Here is a 21,243-nt window from a genome sequence, read left to right on the forward strand (position 1 = left end):
CAAGCAGAAAGAAATTCTGATTCAAGCTATTGACGTAGCAACGGCTATAGAGTATTATTCCATTGTCCTGAGTGAACGGCACTCAGAAACAAAATGGCCCCGCGAGTGCTGGACACACCCACGGGGCCGAGAGGCAAGCCTGTCATAGAGGCCCACCCCATGTCGATCTTAACCGCCCACGCCCCGGCCCGCCACCGGCTCCCCAACGGCCGGATCGCCGAGCCTAGCACGCACGACGTTCTTTACTCCCTGCCCCCCGCCGACGCCCGACGGGTCACCCTCGCCCGGCTCCGTGCGATGAACGTGTTCGAGGTGAAGCATCCCCGGATAGAAGACGAGTACATCGAGCACGCCGGCGAGGTTGCGGCGAAGGCGGAACTGGAGAAGGTGATCGCCGAGCGGAAGGGGAAGGTTAACCCCACGCCCGCTAAGGTTGCTCCCGCCCAGGTTGCCGCCCACGCAGTGGCCACGCCTACACCGTCAGCTCCGGCGGCAACCCCGACCCCACGGGCAATAGCGCCCTGGCGGGCACCGCCCAGGTCGGCGGCAACGGCATCTTCGCGGGTATCCTGATCAATCCCAAGGATTACGCATCCTACGGCACGACCGGGGCGAACGGCCCGCTGGCCCCGACCCTGATCCTGCCCGACTACTCGATCGGCCAGCTCGCCACGATGGGCTACTTCTGGGTCAACCTCCCGGGCCCGGCGAGCGTCGGCGACCTGGTGACCTACGACCCGCTCACCGGCAACCTCAACAGCATCACGCCGACCACCAGCTTCACCGGCACCATCAGCACCACCACGCTGACGGTCTCGGCGGTCGCCGCGGGCAAGCTCTCCGTGGGCCAGATCATCTCGGGCACCGGCGTCACCCCCGGCACGCGCATCACCGCCCTGGGCACCGGCACCGGCACCACGGGCACCTACACGATCAGCGTGAGCCAGACCGTGGGTTCGGCGACGGCCATGACGGCCGACAATCGCCCGGCACCGGCGTTCGCGGCCTCGGCGGCCTACATCACCACCTCGGCGGGCGTGGACACGCTGACGATCGGCACCCTGACCTCCGGCCAGGTGCTCGTCGGCCAGCAGGTCTTCGGCGCGGGCGTGGCCCCCAACACGGTGATCACCGCCTACGGCAGCGGCACCGGCGGCACCGGCACCTACACGCTGAACACCAGCGGCCAGACGGTCGCCAGCTCGGGCAGCCCCGAGGCGATGACCGGCCCGTCCAACGTGCTCGTGCCGAATTGCGTGGTCGACCGCTTCACCGCCAATACCGGCGGCGGCCTGGCCGTGATCAAGCTCACCAACTAACCATCCAACATCAGAGGTAACACACCATGGAAACCATCATTCACACCGCGTTGGATGCCCAGAGCGTCCGGCCGTTCGCGTTCAAGAACGTCGAGGACTACGAGGACCTGCGCCGTATCGGCCTGGGCGGCTTCGACAAGATCGTCGACGAGGGCTTCGGCATGGACTCGATCCAGGGCGGCGTCACCCAGGGCAGCATCCCCGTGCAGCTCCAGTTCCTCCAGCAGTTCCTGCCCGGCTTCGTCATGGTCATGACGGCGGCCCGCAAGATCGACGAGATCGTCGGCATCAACACCGCGGGCAGCTGGGAAGACGAGGAGATCGTCCAGGGCATCATCGAGAACACCGGCACGGCCGTCCCCTACGGCGACCAGACGGTGGTCCCGCTGGCGAGCTGGAACGAGAACTGGGTGCCGCGCACCGTGGTCCGCTTCGAGCTGGGCATGCGCGTCGACGTGCTGGAGGCCAAGCGTTCGGCCCGCATCATGGTCGACACCGCCGGCCGCAAGCGCGAGTCGGCGGGCCTCGTCCTCGAGCAGCAGCGCAACGCCGTGGGCTTCTACGGCTACAACGCGGGCAACAACTTCACTTACGGGTTCCTGAACGACCCGGGCCTGCCCGCCTACAAGAACGTGGCGGCGACCGGCACCGGCAGCTCCACCCTGTGGTCGACCAAGAACTTCCAGCAGATCACGGCCGACCTGATCACGGCGTTCGCCCAGCTCCAGACCCAGTCCCAGGACACGATCAACCCCGAGGACGTGGCGACGACGCTGGCGCTCGCGACCGCCGACTACCAGTACCTGTCGGTGACCACGGATTACGGCCTGAGCGTGCGCGCGTGGCTGACCCAGACCTACCCGAAATGCCGCGTGGTCTCCGCCCCGCAGCTCAACGGCGCCAACGGCGGTTCGAACGTGTTCTACCTCTTCGCCGACGCGGTCAAGGACCTGTCCTCGGACGACGGCCGCACCTTCGCGCAGCTCGTCCCGGCCAAGTTCCAGGTCCTGGGCGTGCAGCAGCTCACCAAGGGCTACGAGGAAGACTACTCGAACGCCACGGCGGGCGTGATGGTGAAGCGCCCGTGGGCCTGCGTGAGATATAGCGGGATCTAGAAACAACAAAAGGTTATCAGTATGCATCACGTCTATTCAACCATGTCGAATTCGAACGAATACGTCCGCTACAGCAACCACGGCCCGCAGGGCATCAACGTCGCCGAGGCGAGCGTGGTGATCAAGGGCGGGTCCGGGATGAACCACAAGTATCTCCGGACCCCGCTCGGGGTGCACACGGCCGTCTCCGACGAGGACATGGACTGGCTGAAGGAAGACTTCTCCTTCAGGCAGCACATGGCCAACGGCTACATCACCGTCAAGAAGGCCAAGGTCGACCCCGAGGTCGCGGCGGCCGATATGGTCACGCACGACCGCAAGACCGACGCCTGCCCGATCGTCCCGCAGGACTTCAGGGAGGACGGCGACAGGGAGACCATCAAGCCGATGGTCAACAAGAAGAAGGCGGGCTGATGCCCTGCATCGCATACGACGATGCCAAGTTCCGGGCGCTGTTCCCGGCGTATGCGAATACGACCACCTACCCCCAGGCCATGATCCAGGTCTACTGGGACACGGCCACCGCCTATGTCAGCAACCGCTACGGCGGCTGCTACATAGGCGGCATGAATCCGGCGCAGCAGACGCTGGCGCTCAATCAGATGACGGCCCACCTTCTCTGCCTGGCAGGGCTGATCGCGACCGGGCAGACGCCCGGCGTGATGGTGGGGGCGACCATCGACAAGATCAGCGTCACGATGGAGCCGCCGCCGGCCCCGAACCAATGGCAGTACTGGCTCCAGACGACGCCCTACGGGCAGCAGCTATTGGCCTTGCTCCAGGTGGCGAGCGTCGGGGGCTTCTATGCTTCGACCGCCGTCCCGGGCCGGGCCGGATTCTGGTTCGGGAATGGGTGGTGATGATCGTTGTTTATGCTGGCAGAAGGTCTTGATTTGTGATAATCGGGATTTACATGAAATATGATCCAATATTGAAACCAAGCGAATTATTCCTGCCGTGGCGCGGATACTATTTATCCGCCGAAACCTCCACGCACGTCCAGATTGTCGGTGCTGGCATGGGCGAGACGGATGGTGGTTTTCAATACTTGCGGCGGAAAGGCCTGATCTTCGAGCCGGGAAGGACATACGTGATGGGGACACCGGAAGGAATTTGCTGCAAACATTGTGGCGGGGATCCGACGCCAATATTCACCAGTTTTATCTTTTGCAAAACCTCCGACTATAACGGATTGCGCCAATCCGATTTGGATCGACTGAATGGTTGCGATCCGCTACAGAAATCTGATGATTTACAGGCGGATGTTCCGGCGAAAAACGGGCAGTGTGATGGGCAAATCCAGCCCCTCGCCTATCCCTCGCATTGAGCCGATGTGCCAGCTTTGCGACAAGCGATACAATAAGTTATCTGAATTGCTCTCGTCGATTGCGAGGCGATCGAGCCGGGACTGTAGATAATATGAAAATGGAGCGCTCCAACTCCAGGGCATTCGCCACGCTCGAGAATCGGCTGAAGGAACTCGCCGGGGTCGAGACGAAAGTCGGCTGGTTCCCCGGCGCAACTTATCCCGACGGCACGAAAGTGGCGTATGTGGCCGCGATCCAGGAGTTCGGCCACGGCCCCATCCCTCCTCGCCCTTTCTTCCGCACGACCGTCGCCGACCAGAAGGCATCCTGGGCCCAGGATGCCGCCAACGCCGCCAGGGCCGTACTGAAAGGCTCGATCTCGGCCGAGCAGGCCATGGACGCCCTCGGCGAACGCGCCCAGGAGGATGTCAAGGAGACGATCAATCAGATCACCGCGCCGCCGCTCTCGCCGATCACGCTGGAGCTGCGGGCCATGAAGCACAAGAATCCGGACCTCAAAGTCGGCGGCAAGCTGGTCGGCGAGGTCGCGGCGAAGGTCAAGCAGCCGGGATATCGCCTCGCGGCGGGGACGCCCACGAAGCCGCTCATCGATTCCAAGCTCATGCTGACCACGCTCACTCACACCACGGAGAAGGTATGAGCGTCCCGGGTTCGAATTTATTGGCGATGGCCACGAGGCTGATCGCCAAGCAGCCCTTCGAGTACCACGCCTTCCGGGGCCGCGAGACGAACTACATCGGCCAGGACGTCACCGTCTTCGCCGTCCCCGTGACCCTGCTGGGCAGCATCCAGCCGGTGCCGCGCTCGGTCTATCAGGAATACGGCCTCGACTTCCAGCGCAACTACGTCAACGTCTACGTGTCGCAGGACATCACCGACATCGCGCGCGACGTGGCGGGGGACCGCATCGTCTTCCAGGGCAGGACCTACGAGTGCATCTCCAAGACGCCATGGATCGGCATCGACGGCTGGGACGCCGTGCTGTGCGTGGAAGTGCCCGTCGATTAGTCGGCCGGTCGCGCCCGCGCCATGGCGAACACCAGCGCGAGGAGCCAGAAGAGGCCCGACCAGCCCAGGGCCACATTGATCATCACGATATCCCAGCGCGTCCTGCTGCCGTTCGAGAAGGCGAGGATCGTGGGGAGCATGTACACCCAGAGCATGACCAGCAGGAAGACGATGCCCTCCGGCGGCGTCGCCGCCAATGTTTCGAAGAATCCCTTGCTTTCCATGACACAACCCCGTTTCGTTAACGAGATTTAATATTATCAGATTATGCGGTAATGTCCAGTGTTAGATAACCAATTGATTGCATTGGTGATTTCCGCCGTCATCGCCGGGGAGGCCGTCGCCGGGATACCGGGGACGCCGATCAAGCAGGCCTTCCAGCCCACGCTCCAGGGGGCCAACACGCAGCCCACGGCCTACCTGCACAAGATCGGCGACCGCCGCGTCGGCTCGCCCCGGCGCAGCGACGTCTGGGATCAGGAAAACGGCGTCATGCTCCACACGGAATTGCAGAAATACGAGACGACCTTCCAGATGAGCGCCCTGGCGACGCAGGACCCGAAGACGCCGACGCAGTACACCGCGTCCGACATCCTCAACCTGATCGCCTCCATCCTCCAGAGCAGCACGACCATCGCGGCCTTCGAGGCGCAGGGCGTGGGCATCCTCCGCGTCGCCGAGGTGCGCAACCCGTATTTCCTCGACGACCGCATGCAGAACGAGGCGTCCCCCAGCCTCGACTTCACCCTCACGCACGACCAGGTCGTCGCATCCGCGGTGCCCGTCATCGCCGAGAAGGTCTACCAAATTCTAACCGTATAGGAGTTCAATAATGGCTATAGCATTGAGTCGTTACGTCGATATCACGTCCGGCGTCGGCGCGGGCAATAATGTGTCGACGCGATCGCTCTCGGGCCTCGTCGTCACCGGCAACCCGCTGGCCCCCTCCGGGCAATTCCTGACCTTCAGCTCCGCCGCCGACGTCGGCACCTATTTCGGCACGTCCTCGGAGGAATACGCCCGCGCCGTCTTCTACTTCGGCTGGGTCAGCAAGAACATCCGCTCGCCCCGCACGCTCAACTTCTGGTCCTGGAACGACAATTCCGCCGCCGGCTCGAAGATCTTCGGCAAGCCCCAGGCCTTCTCGCTCTCGACCTTCACCGCCATCAGCGCCGGCCGGTTCACGCTCACCCTGGGCGGCTTCACCAACACCCTCACGAACATCAACTGCTCGGCGGCCGGCACGCTCGCCGCCGTGGCCGGCATCGTGCAGACTGCCGTCCGCGCCTACTCGGCCGGCGGCACGGCCTGGACCGCCGCCACCGTGACCTACGACGCGACCCGCGGCTGCTTCAATCTCGCCTCCGGGGCCACCGGTGCCGACACCGTGGCCGTGGCGGCCGGCGTCAGCAACGACCTCGGCGGCCCGCTGGGCTGGCTGAACGGCGCCATCCTCTCCAACGGCACTGCGGCGCAGTCGGTCTCCGACAACCTCGACGCCCTGATCCAGGTCAGCAACAACTTCGGCTCGTTCTGCTATACATCGGCCCTGGCCCTCACCCTGAGCCAGGCCCAGGAGGCGGCGAGCTGGAACGACAGCCTGGACCCGAACATCCAGTTCATGTTCTCGATCGCCGTCTCGGCGGCGAACGCCTCGGCGTGGTCCGCCGCGCTGATCCAGACCGGCGGGTCGACCATGACCCTGGCCCCGCTGTCGAACGAGTATCCCGAGATGTGCCCGATGATGATCATGGCGGCCACCGACTACACGGCCAGGAACAGCGTCCAGAACTACATGTTCCAGTCGTTCGCCCTGACCCCCTCGGTCGCCACCGACGCCGACGCCGACACCTACGACGCGTTGCGCATCAACTACTACGGCCAGACGCAGACGGCCGGGCAGTTCCTCGCCTTCTACCAGCGCGGGCTCATGTTCGGCCTGGCGACCGACCCCTCCGACCAGAACGTCTACGCCAACGAGATCTGGCTCAAGGATGCGTGCGGCGCCGCCATCATGACCCTGCTGCTCTCGCTCTCCCAGCTCCCGGCCAACAACGCCGGCCTGGCCCAGCTCCAGGCGACGCTGCAATCGGTCATCGACCAGGCCGTCTTCAACGGCACCATCTCCGTGGGCAAGCCGCTGAACTCGACGCAGAAGATCTACATCACCAACGCGACGGGCGACCCCAACGCCTGGCAGCAGGTGCAGACCATCGGCTACTGGGTCGGCTGCACGCTCCAGCCCTACGTCGAGGGCGGCGTGACCCAGTGGAAGGCCGTGTACACGCTCATCTACAGCAAGGACGACGTGATCCGCAAGGTCGAAGGCTCCGACATTCTCATCTAACAAGGACGTAAAACATGGCACAAGACATCTCCGGCTTCGGCCTGGTCGCGACGATCACGGCATCGAACACCTTCCCGGCGGGCTTCCCGATCACCCAATTCGCCGACGACTCCGACCCGCTCGACATGGCATCGATCCAGATCGCCGACAAGGCCATGGGCCTCAACGGCGACCTGATCACCTGGGCGCGAGCGATGCCGATCCCGGCGGTCATCGCCGTGATCCCCGGCTCGATCGACGACATCAACCTCGGCATCCTGGCGGAGGCCAACCGCGCCGGCCAGGGCAAGGTGTCGGCGAATGACGTCATCAACATGACCGTCGTCTACCCCGACGGCAGCGCGATCTCCGTGAGCCAGGGGCGGCTGACCGACGCCATGTTCGGCAAGAGCGTCGCCAGCAGCGGCCGGCTGAAGACCAAGATTTATTCCTTTAGCTTTCAAAACAAAGTAGGCTCTTGATTGTTATATATAATGCACTATTTTCAATGAATGCCTCATTGTAGTACATGTAAATGCTATACTGAAAAGCCTGGACGCTGTTCTCCATGCAATAAACTGTATATGCGTGATTACAAGCGGGCTAACTCCGAGAAAATCCGAGAAGGTTTGCGCTCGCATTACATCCGTAATACAGAGCGGGTGAAGGCCAGGATGCGAGAATACGGCCAGAAAAACAGAGAAATTATCAACAAAAAGAAATCCGAGTATTACTATAAGAACAAGCTCGTTCGAAGGGCGAAGATTAAGGAGTGGCAAGAAAAGAATCCCGAAAAATACGCCGCCATTTCCCGTACGTCATGCCTGAATCGGGTTGCCAGGAAGAAAAATGCAGCCGGAAGACATACTGCCAGTGACATTCGAGAGATGTACATCAGGCAGAGAGGCAGATGCGTCGCCTGCGATTGCGAATTGCATGGATAGTTTCATGTAGACCACATCATACCTCTAGCGAGAGGGGGGGGAGCAATTGGCCTGACAATTTGCAGATTCTCTGCCAAACTTGTAACACTGAAAAACACACAAAAACCATGGAGGAATTCATGCAATTGCGAGCAGAAAGATTATGATGGACCTGATCCAGCCCAAGACCTTCGAGGTCGCCGACCAGGACGGCAACCCCCGCACCTACATCCTCTCGAAATTCCCCGCCGTCGACGGCCGCGAGATCGTCGCCAAATACCCGATGAGCGCGCTGCCCAAGCTCGGCGACTACGCCGTGAGCGAGGAGACGATGCTCAAGCTCATGTCCTTCGTGGCGGTCGACAATAACGGCGCGCCGCTGCGCCTGAGCACCCGGGCCCTGGTCAACAACCACGTGCCCGACTTCGAGACGCTGGCCAAGGTCGAGATGGCGATGATGGAGTACAACTGCTCGTTTTTTCGCGACGGGACGCTCTTAAATGGCTTGCAAAGTGTCGTCCGTCAGGTGCTGGCGAAGATTTCCGAAATGTCGACCCCCTCGTCGGCTGCGTCGTCGCCAGCAGGCTCGCAACCTATCACGAACTGAAGACCATCTACTCGCTCGAAGACCTGTTCATCCTCTGGGAATGCCACGTGATCCCCAAATATAACGACTGGCTCGCCGCCGAGGAGTCCAGGAAGCAGCAGGGCAGGAAATGACCGTCCTCGATACTTTCTACCTGATTTTCAAGAGCAACGCGGGCGACACGAAGGCCGACATCGGCGCGCTGGATAGGCAGATCGGCGACCTCGCGGCCAAGGGCGCCAAACGCTCCGACGACGAGAGCAAGAAGCTCAAGGAGCTGCGCAAGCAACGTCAGGAGATGACGCAGGACCTGAAGGACCAGAAGAAGGTCGTCGAGGGGACCGGCGAGGCCTTCGTGAAGGTGGTGGAGACGGCCACGGCCGCCGCCGCCGCGATCTTCTCGCTCGGCGCGATCAAGGATGGCGTCATGAACGCCGCCAAGTTCAACTCCGACCTCCAGGTCCAGGGCAAGCTGCTCGGGCAGAACGCCGCCGACATCAAGGCCTACGGCGCGGCGGTGCAGTCGGCCGGGGGTAGTGCAGAAGGCTTCCAAAGCGCCCTGAAGACGGCATTCTCCGCCGCGTCCGAGGCGGGCCTGCCGCTCCCGCCCGTCGACGTGCTGATGCGCCGCTACCACGACGCGATCAAGGGCATGACGCCCACCGGCGCCGCCAATTACCTGTCGCGCCTCGGCGTCTCCGACCCCGGCATGATGGCGCTGCTCGAGCAATCCGACGCGGAGTTCGAGAAGAGCATCGCCACGGCCCGCGAGCATGTGAAGGTCACGGAGGCGGACACCCAGGCGGCTCGAGATTTCGAGCAGGCGTGGAGCCGGGCGGCGCAGAGCCTGGACACGATCTTCACCAAGATCGGCACCGACGTGCTCCCGGTCCTGACCGGGATGCTCGATTCGGTCACGAAGCTCACGGACGCCCTGGGGGGCGACAAGGGCACGTGGCACGAGCGGGTCGCCGACTGGATCATGGACCCCGATCGCGACGCCGATATCCGCAAGAAGTACCGCAACGGGATCGACAACAACGCCATGGATTTCTGGATGTCGCAGGGATACACGCGATCGCAGGCCGCCGGGATCGTGGCCAACGAGATGCGCGAGAGCGGCGGCAATCCTGATGCCGTCGGGGACGGCGGCAAGGCGCGTGGCCTCTATCAATGGCACCCCGACCGGGCGGATGCCATCCTCCGGGGCACCGGCATCGACGTCCGAAGCGCCTCCGCGGCCGACCAGCGCCGGGCGGCCGCCTGGGAGTTGCAGCAGACGGGCCTGGCGGACCGGCTCAAGCAGATCGACGACCCGGACGCCGCCGCGGCCTTCGTCAGCCAACGCTTCGAGCGGCCCGCGAATGGCGGCTACGAGGCCATGATCCGCGGCAAATCCGCCCTGGAGATCGCCTCGGCCAGCCCGTTCTCTTCCGCCGGCACCGCCCCGATCGGAGGTGCCTCGAATCGCACCACCAGCGTCAAGATCGACGAGATCAACGTGCATACCCAGGCCACCGACGCCGCCGGCATCTCCGGCGCCATCGGCGACGAGCTCGCCGGGCACCTGCGCACCACCGTGTCCAACTTCGACGACGGGATCGCCTACTGATGCCCACGTTCAACGGGCTGCTCTCCGACGCCGCGTCGGTCCTGGAGCTGCTGGGGCTGGCCAGCCAGGTCGACATCGTCGGCGTCTATGACGCCCGGAGCTTCCGGCAGGCCTTCGCCTACGCCCGGCCGCTCAAGGCGTCCATCCGCGAGACGGCCAAGGTCATGGAGCACCCGGCGGAGAACGGGGTGCTCATCTCCGACCATCGGGTCGTCAACCCGGTCGAGATCGAGATGCCCATGCTGATCCCGGCCCTCTACTACGGCTCGATGTACCAGCAGATCAAGTCGGCCTTCCTGGGCGGCACGCTGCTCTACGTGCAGACCCGCGTGGCCACGTACTCCAACATGTTCATCGCGGACATGCCGCACGAGGAGAGCCCCGACATCTACGACGCCATCACCCTCACGCTCCGCCTGAGGCAGGTCATCTACCTCCCCGACCCCAACCGCTACGCGCCGGCCGATCCGCAGGATGACGACACGGTGAATAACGGCCTGCAATCGCCGACCACGCCCGCGGGCAGCCCGAGCATCGCGGGGGCCTGGTGACGCAGCAAGTCCCGATCCAGGCGATCCCCAATCAGCAGTTCACGATCATCCTCGACGGCAACACCTGGGATTTCGTCATCAAGGCGACCGACGGCGTGATGTCCGTGACTCTCGCCCGCAACGGCACCATGATCATGCAGAATATGCGCGCGGTCGCCAACATGCGGATCATCCCCTCGCTCTACGAAGAAGCCGGGAACTTCGTGTTCGCGACCCAGAATTTCGAACTCCCCGACTACACCAAATTCAATGTGTCGCAGATCCTGCTCTACGCCTCCGCCGCCGAGCTGGCGACGCTCCGCGCCCCGCACGCGCCGCCGATCACGGCCGCCGACTTCAACCCGATCGCGGCACTACCGCTGCGCTTCGCCCCGCAAGGTTATACATGACGGCGGCCTTCGACCCCCGCATCGTCCGCGTCGGCTTCGACCTGCCGAGCGGACATGTCGACCTGGAAGGCCTGGCCATCTACGCCTCGGGCCGGAAATACGCCTCGGGCATCCAGGCCGAATGCACCTGCCGCGTGTTCAACCTCACCCGCGAGCGGCAGAATAGCATCCTGACCACCGCGTCCCCGCTGCTCAAGCAAGGGCAGGAACGCACGCCCATCAACATGACCCTCGACGTCGGCCGCGAATCCTACGGCACGTTCCGGCTCTTCGAGGGCTACGTCTTCCAGGGGGGCATGACCCAGCCCCCCGACATCGGCATCCTGCTCCGCAGCCTGACCAACAACCTGCTCACGGGCGTCATCGCCGGGGCCAGCCAGCCCAGGACCGCGCTGCTCTCGGTCATCGCCCGGTCGGTGGCGCAGGCCAACGGCCTGACGCTGAGCTTCCAGGCCGCCGACAAGCAGATCAACAACTGGTCCGTCTCCGGCTCGGCCCAGCAGCAGATCAACCGCCTCGGCCAGGTCGGGGGCGTCGACGCCTTCGTCGACAACAGCACGCTGGTGGTGATCGACAGCGGCAAGGCACGCGACGGCGACAGCGTCCTCATCAACGCGCAGACCGGCATGGTGGGCATCCCGCAGGTGACGGACATCGGCGTCGCCGTGCGCGTCATGATCAACAACGCCATCCAGGTCGGCGGCAGCGTCACCATCGAGAGCGAGCTCAACCCGGCGGCCAACGGCACGTTCAAGGTGATCCAGCTCAACTTCGAGGTCGCCAGCCGCGACCAGCCCTTCTGGTACACGCTGGTCTGCTCCAATCTCGCGTTCTACCAGGGGAGCCAGTAAATGCCCACGAATTCGCCCCCGTCTCGCAATCCCGCCGAGGACGACAGCATGGTGGGCATGATGCGGCTGGTGCTCACCAAGTTCCTCCAGAACACGGACGACATGCTGCCCGCGCAGGTCATGGCCTATGACCGCGCGACCAACCTGGCGCAGGTCCAGCCCCTGATCGCAATGGTGACGACCGACAACATCGTCATCCGACGCGCCCAGGTGGCGGCCGTGCCGGTCGTGCAGCTCGGCGGCGGCGGCTTCGTCCTCAGCTTCCCGATCGCCACCGGCGACCTGGGCTGGATCAAGGCCAACGACCGCGACATCTCGCTCTTCAAGGCGACCTTCGCGTCCTCGTCGCCCAACACGCAGCGCAAGCACAGCTTCGAGGACGCGGTGTTCATCCCCGACACGATGATGCGGGGCGTGACCGTCGCCCCCGAGGATGCCGCCAACGCCGTATTCCAGAACCTGGCGGGCACCGTCAAGATCGCGTTGTGGGACGACCTGATCCAGATCCTCGCCCCCTCCGGCGTCGGCATCGGCGGGACGCCCGGGCCCGGTGCGTTGCTCGACTTGCAGGGGGCCAAGGCCTTTGGCCTGCCCCAGATGACCACCGCCCAGAAGAATGCCATCCCTTCCCCACGCAAGGGATTCCAGGTCTTCGATACCGACCTCGACGGCGTATCGACCTACACAAGCGCGGGGTGGACATAATGGTAAAAACTCTAGCGACTGATGCCAACAATGACCTCTACCTCGGGCCCGACGGCAACCTCGCGTTGCTCTCGGGGATTCAGGCGGTGGCGGGTGCCTGCGCCACCGCGTCCAAGGCCCAGCTCGGCGAGATGGTCCTGGCGACGAACGCCGGCATACCCAACTTCCGGGCGATCTGGGTCGGCGTGCCCAACTACGCGCTCTGGAAGCAATACCTCATCGACACGCTCAAGAACGTCGAGGGCGTGGTGCAGGTCTCGGGCCTGACCATGGCGGCCTCCGGCGGCGTGCTCTCCTACACCGCGACGATCCAAACGATTTACGGCGAGACCCGACTCAATGGCTGATCCCTACCAGTACGCGGACGCGACCGGCGTCATCATACCCGACACCTCCGGCATCCTCGCGACCGTCCAGGACGAGTACAAGGCCGTCTTCGGGGCCGACCTCGTCGTCACGCCCGACACGCCCCAGGGCGTCCTGATCACCGCCGAGGCGCTCGCCCGCACCGAGGTCGTCAACAACAACGCGGCCATCGGCAACCAGATCAACCCCAACATCGCCGGGGGCGTCTTCCTCGACGCGATCATGGCCCTCACCGGCATGCAGCGGACGCCGTCCTCCCCGACGGTCGTCACCGACGTCACGCTCACCGGCATCCCCGGCACGGTCATCCCGGGCGGATCGCTCGCCGCGACCTCCGCGGGCGACCAGTTCCAATCCGTCGGCACCGTGACCCTCGGCTCCGGCGGCGCGGCGACCGTCGACTTCCAGTCCCTCGCGACCGGGCCGATCCCCTGCGCCGACGGGGCGCTGGACACGATCGTCTCCAACGTCCTGGGCTGGGAGACGGTCACCAATGATGCGGGCGGCACGCCGGCCTCCGTCACGACCCTCGGGGCGACCACGCAGTCCGATCAGGCCGCCCGCGCCCTGCGCCAGAACACGCTGGCCTTCCAGGGCGTGGCGCTGCCCGTCGCCATCACCTCGGCACTCTACAACGTCGAGGGCGTCACCAGCCTCACCTTCCGGGAGAACGTCGCCGCGACCACCCAGACCATCGACGGCATCAGCATGGTCGGCCACTCGATCTACGCCTGCGTGGAAGGCGGCACGGACACCGACGTCGCCGCGGCGCTCCTCGAGAACAAGAGCTCGGGCTGCGCCTGGAACGGGGGCACCACCGTCAACGTCGTCGAGCCCGCCAGCGGCCAGACCTACGCCGTGCAATTCGACCGCCCGACGCCCGTCGACATCCTGGTCAAGGTCACGACCACCAACGGCAATGCCGCGAACATCGCGCAGGCCGTCCTGGACTACGCCGATGGACTGATCAATGGCCTCGCCGGCTTCGTCGTGGGGGCCGACGCCTCCCCCTTCGAGATCGCCGGGGCGATCATGAGCGAATATCCCTCATACTACATCGCGAAGGTCGAGCTCAGCCCCGCGTCGCCCATCTCATACTCGACCGACGTGATCCCGATCGCGGTCAACCAGATCGCACGCACGCAGCTCTCCTACATCTCGGTGGTGGGCCCCTGATGGCCGGGGACATCCAGCCGTTCGACTTCAGCGTCGGGCTGCTGAGGGCCCTCTTGTGGCAATATAACGAGGCGACGAATCTCCAGGCGCTGCTGGCCGACAAGGCGGCCTGGTACGAGGCCAACCAGTCGGGGTTCTGGCGGGACTGGATCGCGGACGTCTTCGACCTGCGCACGGCGAACGACTTCGGCCTCTCCGTCTGGTCGGTCATCCTGGGGCTGCCGCTGTACGTCAACGGCGCCGACGACGCCGGGCCGTTCTTCGGCTTCGACGACCAGACCGGGTTCAATTTCGACAACGGGATCTTCGGCGACCAGAGCACCTACGAGCTTTCGACCGAGGCCAAGCGCATCGCGCTGCGCCTGAGGTATTTCCAGCTCACGAGCAGCGGCACCGTCCCGGAGACGAACCGGATGCTCCAGTCCGTCTTCGGCGGGCTCGGCCGGGCGTGGCTGCTCGACTACCACGACATGACGCAGCGATACATCTTCAATTTCCCGCTGCCCTACGACCTCCAGTACCTCTTCAACCACTACGACATCCTGCCCCGGCCCGCGGGGGTGGCGTCATCCTACGCGGACGCCACGCTCACCTATTTCGGGTTCGCGCCCGGCGACTACAACTTCGACAACGGCAATTTTGGAGCTTAGATCATATGTGCCCGATTAATGGCTACTTCGACATCCCCTTCGCCGAGAACGGCGACCTGAACACCATCCCCGACCCCACGCAGACCAACGGCACGGTCAGCTACAACCAGGGCTTCCCGATCGGCTACAGCACGCCGGTCGGCTCCGGCGGCCTCCTGGTCCCGCGCACGGCGTTCAACCAGGTCCTCTTCGACATCACCTCGGCGGTGCAGAACTGGCAGCAGAACACGGTGGCACCGTTCATCACGTCGACGATGAACGGAGGCACCCCATATTCGTACCCCGCCAACGCCATGGTCCTCTACGGCGGCAACATCTACATCTCATCCGCCGGGTCGAATACGGACACCCCTCCCTCCGCCAAGTGGCAGTTGCTGGCATTGCGGACACGCCTGGCCGGGGACACCACCTTCTACGTCGCCACGACCGGCTCGGACTCGAACACCGGGCTCTCGGCGGGGAGCCCCTGGCTCACCCTCCAGCACGCCTGGGACGCGATCTGCTCGCAGTACGACCTGGCGCAATACACGGCAACGATCCAGGTCGCAGACGGCACCTACGCCGCCCTGCAGGCGACCATCGGGGCGGTCGGGGGCGCGATCGTCCTCAACGGCAACGCGGCCACGCCGTCGAACGTCATGATCTCGGCCTCCGGAGGATCCGGGGCCCTGTCCTTCAACAGCCAGCGATCGCCCATCACGGCCACGGTCAAGAACCTCGAGGTCGTCAACTCGGGGGGGAACGGCATCTCGGCTTCGAACGGGACCAATCTGACGATAGGCGCGGGGCTGATCTTCGGGGCCTGCTCCCTGTCGCAGGTCTCCTGCAACAACGGCGCGAAGATCTTCATGACTTCGGGCTATACGATCGGCGGCGGGGCCGCGAATCACTGGTTCGCCTCCGACACCTCGTTCATCGCGGCGACGGGGATAACGATCACGCTGGGCGGCACCCCGGCGTTCTCCGGCTCGTTCGCGGCCACCCAGGGCTGCTCCTCGCTGGAGTGCTTCGGCAACACCTTCACCGGGACGGCGACGGGCAAGAGGTACAGCGCCATCGGGGTCAGCTTCATCAACAGCAACGGCGGCGGCGCGAGCTACCTGCCCGGCAGCGTCGCGGGGACGCTCGCATCGGGGGGGCAATACGCATGATGTACGACACAGCTCATTGGTACTGGATCGTCGACGGCGACGCGACGCGGGCATGGTCGGGCGCCTCGCGCACTTACGTGCCGGTCGCCGACGAAGGCTACGCGGCATGGCTGGCGGCGGGCGGAGTCCCCACGAGGATCTCCGCCGAGGACCTCCCCGGCGTCGTCAACCGCCCCGTCATCGACCAACTCGCCATGCTCGACATCGCCTCGGCCCGCGCCATACGCTCGATCACGATCGCCCTGCAATCGGGCCAGGGGCCGAGCGAGGGCGATATCGATGCGCTGAAATCGCACGACGCGGCGGCCCGGGCCCTGCGCGAGACGCTGGTATAGGCCCATGCTCGCAGGCCTGATCCTCGTCCCCGTCTTCGCGGTCGCCAACCGGGCCCGCGGCAGCCGCCTCTTCGACCGCACCGATTCGACCACCGTCGGCCGCGTCAGCTCGACCTTCGCCATGGCCTCCGCCACCGGCCTCGCCGCCTGGGCCGAGGGGCAGGGGGGCTTCCAAGCGTCAATCATCGCCCTCTGGGCATGGTCCTCGCTCTTCTTCTGGTGCATCTTCGCCTGGGACAAGTATTGGTCCGCCGCCATCAGCAATCCGACCGACCTCACCGTGCCGGCCTGCAAGCCGGTCGATTGGGTCATGGCGAGGCTCCCGGCGATGCCGCTGCGAATCTGGGGCGCCATCGCCATGGGATTGCGTCAAGCATTCCTCATCCCATCCCTTGCGGGCCTCGCCGCCCTCTGCGGCCATCCCTGGAACGCGGCCTATTCGCTGGCGACCTTGCTGTTCGGCGTCATCTATCTGGCCGCAGGGTATGCCTCCAGACTCCGTCCCATCGCCGTCGCGGAGTATTCGCTCGGGGCATGCCTGGGCCTATTGACGTGCAAGGCGATCGGGGCGATATAGATGGCGGACACCCCCCAGGAGCGGCTCGCGCGGCTCGAGGTCCAGATGGCCAACCTCACCAAGCAGCTCGAGAAGGCGGTCGAATCGATCGAGGAATTGACCTCGGCCCTGAATCAGATGCGCGGCGGCATCCGCTGGGCCCTCGCCCTCGGCTCCGCCACGACCATCGCCGTCGCGGGCATGTGGTCGCTGGCGACCTGGGTCTACGGCACCCTGCGGGGGCACTGATGACCGACGTCGACGTCCTCGCCCGCACGCTGTTCGGGGAGGCGCGAGGGGAAAGCCGCATCGGCATGATCGCCGTGGCCAACGTGGTCATGAACCGGGTCGCGGCGCGACGATGGTGGGGCAGGACCGTCCCCGAGGTCTGCCAGAAGCCTTATCAGTTCAGCTGCTGGAACCAAAACGATCCCAACCGGGCCGTGATCCTCGCGGTCAACGCCTCCCATCCTATATTCGCCCAGGCCCTCGCCATCGCCGCCGACGCCGTGGCGGGGACGCTGGCCGACGTCACGAACGGCGCGGTCGCCTACTACGCCAGGGGGACGCCGCAGCCGAAATGGGCGGCCGGGCATATCGCTTGCGCCGAGATCGGGCACCACATATTCTTCGATGACATCCAGTAAGCGAAGCGCTATCATAAGATAAATTCAACCGAGAAAGGACAGCCAATGACCGAAGAAGCCCAGATCACCGAATCCGTAGAGACCGCCGCCCAGGAAGCCGCCACCCCTCCGGCTGAAAACACGACGACAGCCATGTCGACGACCGAAGAGGCCGCCCCGACGGTTGAGGCTGTGGTCGAAAACCCTACCGTGGCCCCAGAAGATGCGCCTGCGAGTGCCACGGACGCCCCGTCGGCCCCATTTGGTGCCCCGACTGCGAGTGCTGCCACTACCCCTGAAGCCGCCCCCGAGGGCGAGCTGCATCGGCTCCTGTCGAACGGCCTGCACATCTTCGGCAAGGCCGAGCACTGGACGGCCGAGGAGATCGCGGCCTTCGCGACGTGGATCGAGTCCCGACTCTAGGATGGCCTTCCTCAAGGACCTCGTCACCGGCGTCGACGGCGAGAGCTTCGACGTCGGCCGCGTCCTGTGGGTCGCCAGCGTGCTGGCCTTCATGGGCCTGTCCGCCTACTCGCTCTACCGCGGCGGCGCCTTCGACGCCCTGGGGTGGGGCACTGGCTATGGCGCCATGCTCGGCGGCGGGGGGGCCGGCATCGGCCTCAAGCGCAAGGCGGAGCCCGCCGAATGAACGCCTCCTGGAAATTCGGGCTCGGCATCGGCTGGACGATCATCATCTTCTCGCTGGGCTATTACGTCGCGGGCGAGTTCGACGATGCCAACCAGGTCCCGGGCCTGAAATCCCAGATCGAGGCCCTCCAGGCCGCCGTGAAGCGGGGCAACGACCTCGCCTCCGACCTGCGTGGGAAGCTCGTCGCCTCGCAAAATAATCAATCCATGCTCGCCCAACGATTGGAGGCCGCCATTGCGAATACGCCTGATTGTCCCGTGCCTGATGATGTTGTCGGCGTGCTCAACGACGCCATCCCCGCAACCGATCGCGCCACCCGCTGATCTCACGCAGCCGTGCGAGCCCATCTCGCCCCTTCCCATGGGGCTCACGATGACGGGCCTGGCGAAACGCTATCTCGCACTGATAGGCCAATACAACCGGTGTTCCATGAGGCATGACGCACTGGCCGAGGCCGTGAAATGATCGCGCGGCTCTTCCTCGCCGCGTTGTTCCTGTGCCTGCTGGCCTTGATGGCCGGATGCTCGCCGTGCTGGCGGCCGAATACGAATCGCGACTGCGCGGTCATCGACCGGATCTGAGCCGTCCCCGATACGACCCCGCCGAGACCGAATATCCGGTCTCCATGCGGACACCCGCCCATCCCCCCCGGCCCGGATGCGGGCCGCCATGACGCGTCCCCGCGTCCCAATCCTCCCCACGCTCCATCCCCTCCCGCCCCTCATCCTCCGCCGGACATCGATCCGGCGAGAAGTCCAAGGCCCGCGACGTGCTCGCCGAGGCCCTCCCCTCCGATCACACGCCTCCCCGACACTCCCCCTCCCGCGTCCGAATTACGCCCCTCCATCACCTTTTCCGCGCGTCACCCCTCCCTCTTTCTTTTTTTTGTCCCCGACACGCCCGCCGGTGCCCCAGGAGGGAGTCCGGGATACTCCTCGGCGAAAAGAACGCGACATCCTCGGCCCGCATGACTATGATCCACGGGCGGGGCATCTCCCGCTCGTGCCGCGCCAACCATCATCCCCCCGGACACTCCCCTTGCGAGGAGCGACCCTTGATCCTCCGCGTACTCCTGGCCTCGCTCGCCGGCCTCTTCGCGATGGCCGAAGGACCGAAGATGCCCCCGAAGGACATCTATCGCGTCTGGGTCCATTCGGATGAGGAGGACACCGAGGATTTCGAAGTCTACAGGCCAGAGTCCTTCGACTTCCCGCCCGCGCGTGGCAGGGACGGGTTCGAGGTCAAGCGGGGCGGCGCCTTCGTGCTCCGCGAGATCGGCCCCGCCGACGGGATCGAGGAGGTGGATGGCAAGTGGGAATTCAAGCCTGCGGATGCACTATCCGTCACGTTCCCCGACGCCAAGCCGCGGGAAATCCTGCCGGGGGAATTCATCGCGGCGCCGGGGGCGAGGACGTATCGGATCGAGGGATGCGACGAAGGCATCCTGAGGATCCGGAAGAAGGCCGCCGATAAATCGCCACGCCGATCGCGGTAACCCGGATCGCATTGCGTGGGTTGTTTCGGGTGCTAGACTGGCGATATCTCGCGACGATCGGCCATCCAACAACCCGCCCGCACCAGGGATATACCGCCATGGCAGCCAAGAAATCCAAGCCCCGCAAGCCGCCCGAGCAGGCCGCCCTCGAATCCACGGCGCCCGAGAAGACCTTCCCGTCCGTCTCCAAGGCCGAGGCCGTCCGCCGCGCGGTCGCCGCAGGCAATGAGCGCCCCGCCGAGGGCGTGGCCTACATCCTCGACGAGTTCGGCATCGAGATGGACAACAAGACATTCAGCCTGAACAAGGCCCAGCAGAAGTCGCGTGAAGCCAGGAAGGCCGAGGCCGCACCGGCCCCGAGGGTCGAATCCGGCCGTCCCATCGAAGGCTTCCTCGCCCCGCCCCCGAGGAAGATGTCGTCAGGTGGCGGCGACCTGATCGAGGTGATGGAGAAGATGAAGCCGCTCGTGGCGATGCACGGGGCGGATCAGGTCAAGCGGCTGGTCGACTTGCTGGGGTGATGGGGCTGGAGCCGGGAGGGCAACGCCTATGCCTAGCGGGGGCGGCGCGGTGCGAGTTGATCATATGCTGCCCGCCGCTTCTGCTCGTAAGCGTGGACGATGCGGAGGGCCCGCTCGTCATCCCTCTGGGCTTCCTTGATCAATTCCCTGGATCGGTCGCTCCCCTGGCGAATCTCGCGTTCATGCCCCGAGACGGCTTTAAGGGATTCGGACACGGGATGGTCCCTCCTGGGCATTGCCCTAACGGACGAGTCTCTTGATAGCATATTCTAACGACAACCTGGCCGCAAAGCCTTCAATCAGGGATTCCAATTTATCCCGCGCGTCCTCCTTGAAATGACCTGTGACGTTCGTATCGATCATGAGGACGGCCCTCGCGGGCGTGTTCCCATCCAGGCAGAAATTGAGCATGGGGTACGCCACCAGCGACCGCAGATAATTGATCTGGGCGGCGGTGAAATGATGGAAGTCCGGGTCGTGTTCGCAATCTTCGACGATCAGCATCCGGCCCAACTGCACGCAAACTACCGCATAAGAAGGGTTTGCAGTGTTCCCGAGGTCGAATCTCTCGGCATGCTGTCGATAGGAAGTGAATGGGTCCGGCCGGCTCGTGTTGAGGTCGAACGCCTCGACCGGCTCCAGTTTCCCGCCCTTCTCCACGTATAATCCGACGCGAAAATTATGCTTGTGCCCTTCGGGGGACCCGATCTCGGAGCGCAAGAACGTCACCAGGGATTCCAGGATCGCCTTGATTTGGACGTCGGGCACGAGCGCGGCCCTCACCTCGCCGATCGTCCCGCGGGAGGCGTTGGAGCCCTGGAGCACCAGGCGTACCCTCTGGAACTTCTCGTTCACCAGGGTCCGCAGGTAAGAGGCGACCCGCACTTCCGCGCGGTAGAGCCGGACGGCGTCCTCCTTATCCTGGGAGAGGAGATCCACCTTCCGCCGCAAATCCCTGGCATCCTCCTCTTTCGCGGCCTTGAATTTATGGTCTCCGACGATCCC

Annotated in this window: 35 protein-coding genes; 32 read left to right on the forward strand and 3 right to left on the reverse strand. The window is 64.6% G+C overall.

The annotated features are described in order from the left end of the window. Positions 1-159: 159 nt before the first annotated feature. The 8 genes from ACOYYX_RS11950 to ACOYYX_RS11985 all read left to right on the forward strand — a co-directional run bounded on the left by ACOYYX_RS11950 (position 160) and on the right by ACOYYX_RS11985 (position 4,770). Positions 160-573 carry a hypothetical protein gene (locus ACOYYX_RS11950; RefSeq protein WP_422930130.1) on the forward strand — a complete coding sequence of 138 codons (414 nt, stop codon included), beginning with the start codon at positions 160-162 and terminating at the stop codon, positions 571-573. Then, positions 522-1,319, forward strand: coding sequence for a hypothetical protein (locus ACOYYX_RS11955; protein ID WP_422931618.1), 798 nt, complete (start codon positions 522-524; stop codon positions 1,317-1,319). Before ACOYYX_RS11950 ends, ACOYYX_RS11955 begins: the two co-directional genes overlap by 52 nt. A gap of 26 nt (positions 1,320-1,345) precedes the next feature. Further along, a complete protein-coding gene (locus ACOYYX_RS11960) occupies positions 1,346-2,434 on the forward strand; it encodes a major capsid family protein (protein WP_422930131.1) in 1,089 nt (362 codons plus the stop codon). Between the two features lie 42 nt (positions 2,435-2,476). After that, entirely contained in the window at positions 2,477-2,848 is a 372-nt protein-coding gene (locus tag ACOYYX_RS11965) for a hypothetical protein (RefSeq protein WP_422930132.1), read from the forward strand. Beyond that, positions 2,848-3,294: a DUF4054 domain-containing protein gene (locus tag ACOYYX_RS11970; RefSeq protein ID WP_422930133.1), complete on the forward strand. Its 447-nt coding sequence runs from the start codon at positions 2,848-2,850 to the stop codon at positions 3,292-3,294. Before ACOYYX_RS11965 ends, ACOYYX_RS11970 begins: the two co-directional genes overlap by 1 nt. A gap of 53 nt (positions 3,295-3,347) precedes the next feature. Further along, complete coding sequence (locus tag ACOYYX_RS11975) at positions 3,348-3,761, forward strand: hypothetical protein (protein ID WP_422930134.1); 414 nt, start codon at positions 3,348-3,350, stop codon at positions 3,759-3,761. 92 nt (positions 3,762-3,853) lie between these two features. Beyond that, positions 3,854-4,402, forward strand: coding sequence for a hypothetical protein (locus tag ACOYYX_RS11980; RefSeq protein WP_422930135.1), 549 nt, complete (start codon positions 3,854-3,856; stop codon positions 4,400-4,402). Next, a complete protein-coding gene (locus ACOYYX_RS11985; RefSeq protein WP_422930136.1) occupies positions 4,399-4,770 on the forward strand; it encodes a phage collar protein in 372 nt (123 codons plus the stop codon). The genes ACOYYX_RS11980 and ACOYYX_RS11985 overlap by 4 nt, the downstream gene beginning before the upstream one ends. On the opposite strand, the gene ACOYYX_RS11990 is transcribed toward ACOYYX_RS11985, so the two are convergent. Next, positions 4,767-4,994, reverse strand: a complete 228-nt coding sequence (locus tag ACOYYX_RS11990; RefSeq protein ID WP_422930137.1) for a superinfection immunity protein — start codon at positions 4,992-4,994, stop codon at positions 4,767-4,769. The genes ACOYYX_RS11985 and ACOYYX_RS11990 overlap by 4 nt on opposite strands. A gap of 85 nt (positions 4,995-5,079) precedes the next feature. Here ACOYYX_RS11990 and ACOYYX_RS11995 point away from each other — a divergent pair, with 85 nt between their 5' ends. From ACOYYX_RS11995 to ACOYYX_RS12110, 24 genes are all read left to right on the forward strand, one after another. Then, complete coding sequence (locus tag ACOYYX_RS11995; protein WP_422930138.1) at positions 5,080-5,592, forward strand: phage gateway protein; 513 nt, start codon at positions 5,080-5,082, stop codon at positions 5,590-5,592. Positions 5,593-5,602: 10 nt separating this feature from the next. Next, on the forward strand, positions 5,603-7,117 hold the full coding sequence (locus ACOYYX_RS12000; protein ID WP_422930139.1) for a DUF3383 domain-containing protein: 1,515 nt from the start codon (positions 5,603-5,605) through the stop codon (positions 7,115-7,117). A gap of 14 nt (positions 7,118-7,131) precedes the next feature. Next, on the forward strand, positions 7,132-7,578 hold the full coding sequence (locus ACOYYX_RS12005) for a phage tail fiber protein (protein ID WP_422930140.1): 447 nt from the start codon (positions 7,132-7,134) through the stop codon (positions 7,576-7,578). Positions 7,579-8,006: 428 nt separating this feature from the next. After that, positions 8,007-8,186 carry an HNH endonuclease gene (locus ACOYYX_RS12010; RefSeq protein ID WP_422930141.1) on the forward strand — a complete coding sequence of 60 codons (180 nt, stop codon included), beginning with the start codon at positions 8,007-8,009 and terminating at the stop codon, positions 8,184-8,186. After that, a complete protein-coding gene (locus ACOYYX_RS12015; RefSeq protein ID WP_422930142.1) occupies positions 8,183-8,626 on the forward strand; it encodes a hypothetical protein in 444 nt (147 codons plus the stop codon). Before ACOYYX_RS12010 ends, ACOYYX_RS12015 begins: the two co-directional genes overlap by 4 nt. 109 nt (positions 8,627-8,735) lie before the next feature. Further along, positions 8,736-10,217 (forward strand): phage tail tip lysozyme, encoded by a 1,482-nt coding sequence (locus ACOYYX_RS12020; protein ID WP_422930143.1) that lies wholly within the window; start codon positions 8,736-8,738, stop codon positions 10,215-10,217. Further along, complete coding sequence (locus ACOYYX_RS12025; RefSeq protein WP_422930144.1) at positions 10,217-10,768, forward strand: phage baseplate protein; 552 nt, start codon at positions 10,217-10,219, stop codon at positions 10,766-10,768. The genes ACOYYX_RS12020 and ACOYYX_RS12025 overlap by 1 nt, the downstream gene beginning before the upstream one ends. Beyond that, complete coding sequence (locus tag ACOYYX_RS12030) at positions 10,765-11,157, forward strand: hypothetical protein (protein WP_422930145.1); 393 nt, start codon at positions 10,765-10,767, stop codon at positions 11,155-11,157. The genes ACOYYX_RS12025 and ACOYYX_RS12030 overlap by 4 nt, the downstream gene beginning before the upstream one ends. Then, entirely contained in the window at positions 11,154-12,008 is an 855-nt protein-coding gene (locus tag ACOYYX_RS12035) for a baseplate hub protein (RefSeq protein ID WP_422930146.1), read from the forward strand. The genes ACOYYX_RS12030 and ACOYYX_RS12035 overlap by 4 nt, the downstream gene beginning before the upstream one ends. Next, complete coding sequence (locus ACOYYX_RS12040) at positions 12,009-12,713, forward strand: Gp138 family membrane-puncturing spike protein (protein ID WP_422930147.1); 705 nt, start codon at positions 12,009-12,011, stop codon at positions 12,711-12,713. Then, a complete protein-coding gene (locus tag ACOYYX_RS12045; protein ID WP_422930148.1) occupies positions 12,713-13,060 on the forward strand; it encodes a hypothetical protein in 348 nt (115 codons plus the stop codon). Before ACOYYX_RS12040 ends, ACOYYX_RS12045 begins: the two co-directional genes overlap by 1 nt. After that, positions 13,053-14,255 carry a baseplate J/gp47 family protein gene (locus tag ACOYYX_RS12050; RefSeq protein WP_422930149.1) on the forward strand — a complete coding sequence of 401 codons (1,203 nt, stop codon included), beginning with the start codon at positions 13,053-13,055 and terminating at the stop codon, positions 14,253-14,255. Before ACOYYX_RS12045 ends, ACOYYX_RS12050 begins: the two co-directional genes overlap by 8 nt. Then, positions 14,255-14,905: a DUF2612 domain-containing protein gene (locus ACOYYX_RS12055; protein ID WP_422930150.1), complete on the forward strand. Its 651-nt coding sequence runs from the start codon at positions 14,255-14,257 to the stop codon at positions 14,903-14,905. The genes ACOYYX_RS12050 and ACOYYX_RS12055 overlap by 1 nt, the downstream gene beginning before the upstream one ends. Positions 14,906-14,910: 5 nt before the next feature. Further along, positions 14,911-16,056 (forward strand): hypothetical protein, encoded by a 1,146-nt coding sequence (locus ACOYYX_RS12060; RefSeq protein WP_422930151.1) that lies wholly within the window; start codon positions 14,911-14,913, stop codon positions 16,054-16,056. Further along, positions 16,053-16,391, forward strand: a complete 339-nt coding sequence (locus ACOYYX_RS12065) for a hypothetical protein (protein WP_422930152.1) — start codon at positions 16,053-16,055, stop codon at positions 16,389-16,391. The genes ACOYYX_RS12060 and ACOYYX_RS12065 overlap by 4 nt, the downstream gene beginning before the upstream one ends. 4 nt (positions 16,392-16,395) lie before the next feature. Continuing rightward, positions 16,396-16,968 (forward strand): hypothetical protein, encoded by a 573-nt coding sequence (locus ACOYYX_RS12070; protein ID WP_422930153.1) that lies wholly within the window; start codon positions 16,396-16,398, stop codon positions 16,966-16,968. Next, the gene (locus ACOYYX_RS12075; RefSeq protein WP_422930154.1) at positions 16,969-17,196 is read left to right on the forward strand and encodes a hypothetical protein; all 228 of its coding nucleotides are present in this window, start codon (positions 16,969-16,971) and stop codon (positions 17,194-17,196) included. Further along, on the forward strand, positions 17,196-17,594 hold the full coding sequence (locus tag ACOYYX_RS12080) for a cell wall hydrolase (RefSeq protein ID WP_422930155.1): 399 nt from the start codon (positions 17,196-17,198) through the stop codon (positions 17,592-17,594). The genes ACOYYX_RS12075 and ACOYYX_RS12080 overlap by 1 nt, the downstream gene beginning before the upstream one ends. A gap of 45 nt (positions 17,595-17,639) precedes the next feature. Then, positions 17,640-17,996 (forward strand): hypothetical protein, encoded by a 357-nt coding sequence (locus ACOYYX_RS12085; RefSeq protein WP_422930156.1) that lies wholly within the window; start codon positions 17,640-17,642, stop codon positions 17,994-17,996. A gap of 1 nt (position 17,997) precedes the next feature. Next, entirely contained in the window at positions 17,998-18,222 is a 225-nt protein-coding gene (locus ACOYYX_RS12090) for an amino acid ABC transporter substrate-binding protein (protein ID WP_422930157.1), read from the forward strand. Then, positions 18,219-18,545: a hypothetical protein gene (locus tag ACOYYX_RS12095; RefSeq protein ID WP_422930158.1), complete on the forward strand. Its 327-nt coding sequence runs from the start codon at positions 18,219-18,221 to the stop codon at positions 18,543-18,545. The genes ACOYYX_RS12090 and ACOYYX_RS12095 overlap by 4 nt, the downstream gene beginning before the upstream one ends. Next, on the forward strand, positions 18,490-18,687 hold the full coding sequence (gene lysC, locus ACOYYX_RS12100; protein ID WP_422931619.1) for an Rz1-like lysis system protein LysC: 198 nt from the start codon (positions 18,490-18,492) through the stop codon (positions 18,685-18,687). The genes ACOYYX_RS12095 and lysC overlap by 56 nt, the downstream gene beginning before the upstream one ends. 589 nt (positions 18,688-19,276) lie before the next feature. Continuing rightward, positions 19,277-19,717 (forward strand): hypothetical protein, encoded by a 441-nt coding sequence (locus ACOYYX_RS12105; RefSeq protein WP_422930159.1) that lies wholly within the window; start codon positions 19,277-19,279, stop codon positions 19,715-19,717. A gap of 98 nt (positions 19,718-19,815) precedes the next feature. Continuing rightward, positions 19,816-20,238: a hypothetical protein gene (locus ACOYYX_RS12110; protein WP_422930160.1), complete on the forward strand. Its 423-nt coding sequence runs from the start codon at positions 19,816-19,818 to the stop codon at positions 20,236-20,238. A 32-nt stretch (positions 20,239-20,270) separates the two neighbouring features. Here ACOYYX_RS12110 and ACOYYX_RS12115 read toward each other — a convergent pair whose 3' ends face one another. Together ACOYYX_RS12115 and ACOYYX_RS12120 are read right to left on the reverse strand one after the other, a co-directional pair. Further along, positions 20,271-20,453 (reverse strand): hypothetical protein, encoded by a 183-nt coding sequence (locus tag ACOYYX_RS12115; protein ID WP_422930161.1) that lies wholly within the window; start codon positions 20,451-20,453, stop codon positions 20,271-20,273. Between the two features lie 25 nt (positions 20,454-20,478). Then, the gene (locus tag ACOYYX_RS12120; protein ID WP_422930162.1) at positions 20,479-21,189 is read right to left on the reverse strand and encodes a hypothetical protein; all 711 of its coding nucleotides are present in this window, start codon (positions 21,187-21,189) and stop codon (positions 20,479-20,481) included. Positions 21,190-21,243: the final 54 nt, after the last annotated feature.

Source organism: Singulisphaera chitinilytica, from assembly GCF_049331405.1.
Classification (GTDB): Bacteria; Planctomycetota; Planctomycetia; order Isosphaerales; family Isosphaeraceae; genus PoT.

What these genes read in the sequence shown, in the direction of transcription:
- ACOYYX_RS12045 (WP_422930148.1), top strand. Translation starts at nt 12,713, where the DNA reads ATGGTAAAAACTCTAGCGACTGATGCCAACAATGACCTCTACCTCGGG.
- lysC (WP_422931619.1), top strand. Translation starts at nt 18,490, where the DNA reads ATGTTGTCGGCGTGCTCAACGACGCCATCCCCGCAACCGATCGCGCCA.
- ACOYYX_RS12015 (WP_422930142.1), top strand. Translation starts at nt 8,183, where the DNA reads ATGATGGACCTGATCCAGCCCAAGACCTTCGAGGTCGCCGACCAGGAC.
- ACOYYX_RS12055 (WP_422930150.1), top strand. Translation starts at nt 14,255, where the DNA reads ATGGCCGGGGACATCCAGCCGTTCGACTTCAGCGTCGGGCTGCTGAGG.
- ACOYYX_RS12095 (WP_422930158.1), top strand. Translation starts at nt 18,219, where the DNA reads ATGAACGCCTCCTGGAAATTCGGGCTCGGCATCGGCTGGACGATCATC.
- ACOYYX_RS11990 (WP_422930137.1), bottom strand. Translation starts at nt 4,994, where the DNA reads ATGGAAAGCAAGGGATTCTTCGAAACATTGGCGGCGACGCCGCCGGAG.
- ACOYYX_RS11965 (WP_422930132.1), top strand. Translation starts at nt 2,477, where the DNA reads ATGTCGAATTCGAACGAATACGTCCGCTACAGCAACCACGGCCCGCAG.
- ACOYYX_RS11975 (WP_422930134.1), top strand. Translation starts at nt 3,348, where the DNA reads ATGAAATATGATCCAATATTGAAACCAAGCGAATTATTCCTGCCGTGG.
- ACOYYX_RS12090 (WP_422930157.1), top strand. Translation starts at nt 17,998, where the DNA reads ATGGCCTTCCTCAAGGACCTCGTCACCGGCGTCGACGGCGAGAGCTTC.
- ACOYYX_RS12020 (WP_422930143.1), top strand. Translation starts at nt 8,736, where the DNA reads ATGACCGTCCTCGATACTTTCTACCTGATTTTCAAGAGCAACGCGGGC.
- ACOYYX_RS11970 (WP_422930133.1), top strand. Translation starts at nt 2,848, where the DNA reads ATGCCCTGCATCGCATACGACGATGCCAAGTTCCGGGCGCTGTTCCCG.
- ACOYYX_RS12035 (WP_422930146.1), top strand. Translation starts at nt 11,154, where the DNA reads ATGACGGCGGCCTTCGACCCCCGCATCGTCCGCGTCGGCTTCGACCTG.
- ACOYYX_RS12050 (WP_422930149.1), top strand. Translation starts at nt 13,053, where the DNA reads ATGGCTGATCCCTACCAGTACGCGGACGCGACCGGCGTCATCATACCC.
- ACOYYX_RS12080 (WP_422930155.1), top strand. Translation starts at nt 17,196, where the DNA reads ATGACCGACGTCGACGTCCTCGCCCGCACGCTGTTCGGGGAGGCGCGA.
- ACOYYX_RS12110 (WP_422930160.1), top strand. Translation starts at nt 19,816, where the DNA reads ATGGCAGCCAAGAAATCCAAGCCCCGCAAGCCGCCCGAGCAGGCCGCC.
- ACOYYX_RS12010 (WP_422930141.1), top strand. Translation starts at nt 8,007, where the DNA reads ATGCGTCGCCTGCGATTGCGAATTGCATGGATAGTTTCATGTAGACCA.
- ACOYYX_RS12025 (WP_422930144.1), top strand. Translation starts at nt 10,217, where the DNA reads ATGCCCACGTTCAACGGGCTGCTCTCCGACGCCGCGTCGGTCCTGGAG.
- ACOYYX_RS12065 (WP_422930152.1), top strand. Translation starts at nt 16,053, where the DNA reads ATGATGTACGACACAGCTCATTGGTACTGGATCGTCGACGGCGACGCG.
- ACOYYX_RS11985 (WP_422930136.1), top strand. Translation starts at nt 4,399, where the DNA reads ATGAGCGTCCCGGGTTCGAATTTATTGGCGATGGCCACGAGGCTGATC.
- ACOYYX_RS12060 (WP_422930151.1), top strand. Translation starts at nt 14,911, where the DNA reads ATGTGCCCGATTAATGGCTACTTCGACATCCCCTTCGCCGAGAACGGC.
- ACOYYX_RS11980 (WP_422930135.1), top strand. Translation starts at nt 3,854, where the DNA reads ATGAAAATGGAGCGCTCCAACTCCAGGGCATTCGCCACGCTCGAGAAT.
- ACOYYX_RS12040 (WP_422930147.1), top strand. Translation starts at nt 12,009, where the DNA reads ATGCCCACGAATTCGCCCCCGTCTCGCAATCCCGCCGAGGACGACAGC.
- ACOYYX_RS11960 (WP_422930131.1), top strand. Translation starts at nt 1,346, where the DNA reads ATGGAAACCATCATTCACACCGCGTTGGATGCCCAGAGCGTCCGGCCG.
- ACOYYX_RS11950 (WP_422930130.1), top strand. Translation starts at nt 160, where the DNA reads ATGTCGATCTTAACCGCCCACGCCCCGGCCCGCCACCGGCTCCCCAAC.
- ACOYYX_RS12000 (WP_422930139.1), top strand. Translation starts at nt 5,603, where the DNA reads ATGGCTATAGCATTGAGTCGTTACGTCGATATCACGTCCGGCGTCGGC.
- ACOYYX_RS12085 (WP_422930156.1), top strand. Translation starts at nt 17,640, where the DNA reads ATGACCGAAGAAGCCCAGATCACCGAATCCGTAGAGACCGCCGCCCAG.
- ACOYYX_RS12005 (WP_422930140.1), top strand. Translation starts at nt 7,132, where the DNA reads ATGGCACAAGACATCTCCGGCTTCGGCCTGGTCGCGACGATCACGGCA.
- ACOYYX_RS12075 (WP_422930154.1), top strand. Translation starts at nt 16,969, where the DNA reads ATGGCGGACACCCCCCAGGAGCGGCTCGCGCGGCTCGAGGTCCAGATG.
- ACOYYX_RS12070 (WP_422930153.1), top strand. Translation starts at nt 16,396, where the DNA reads ATGCTCGCAGGCCTGATCCTCGTCCCCGTCTTCGCGGTCGCCAACCGG.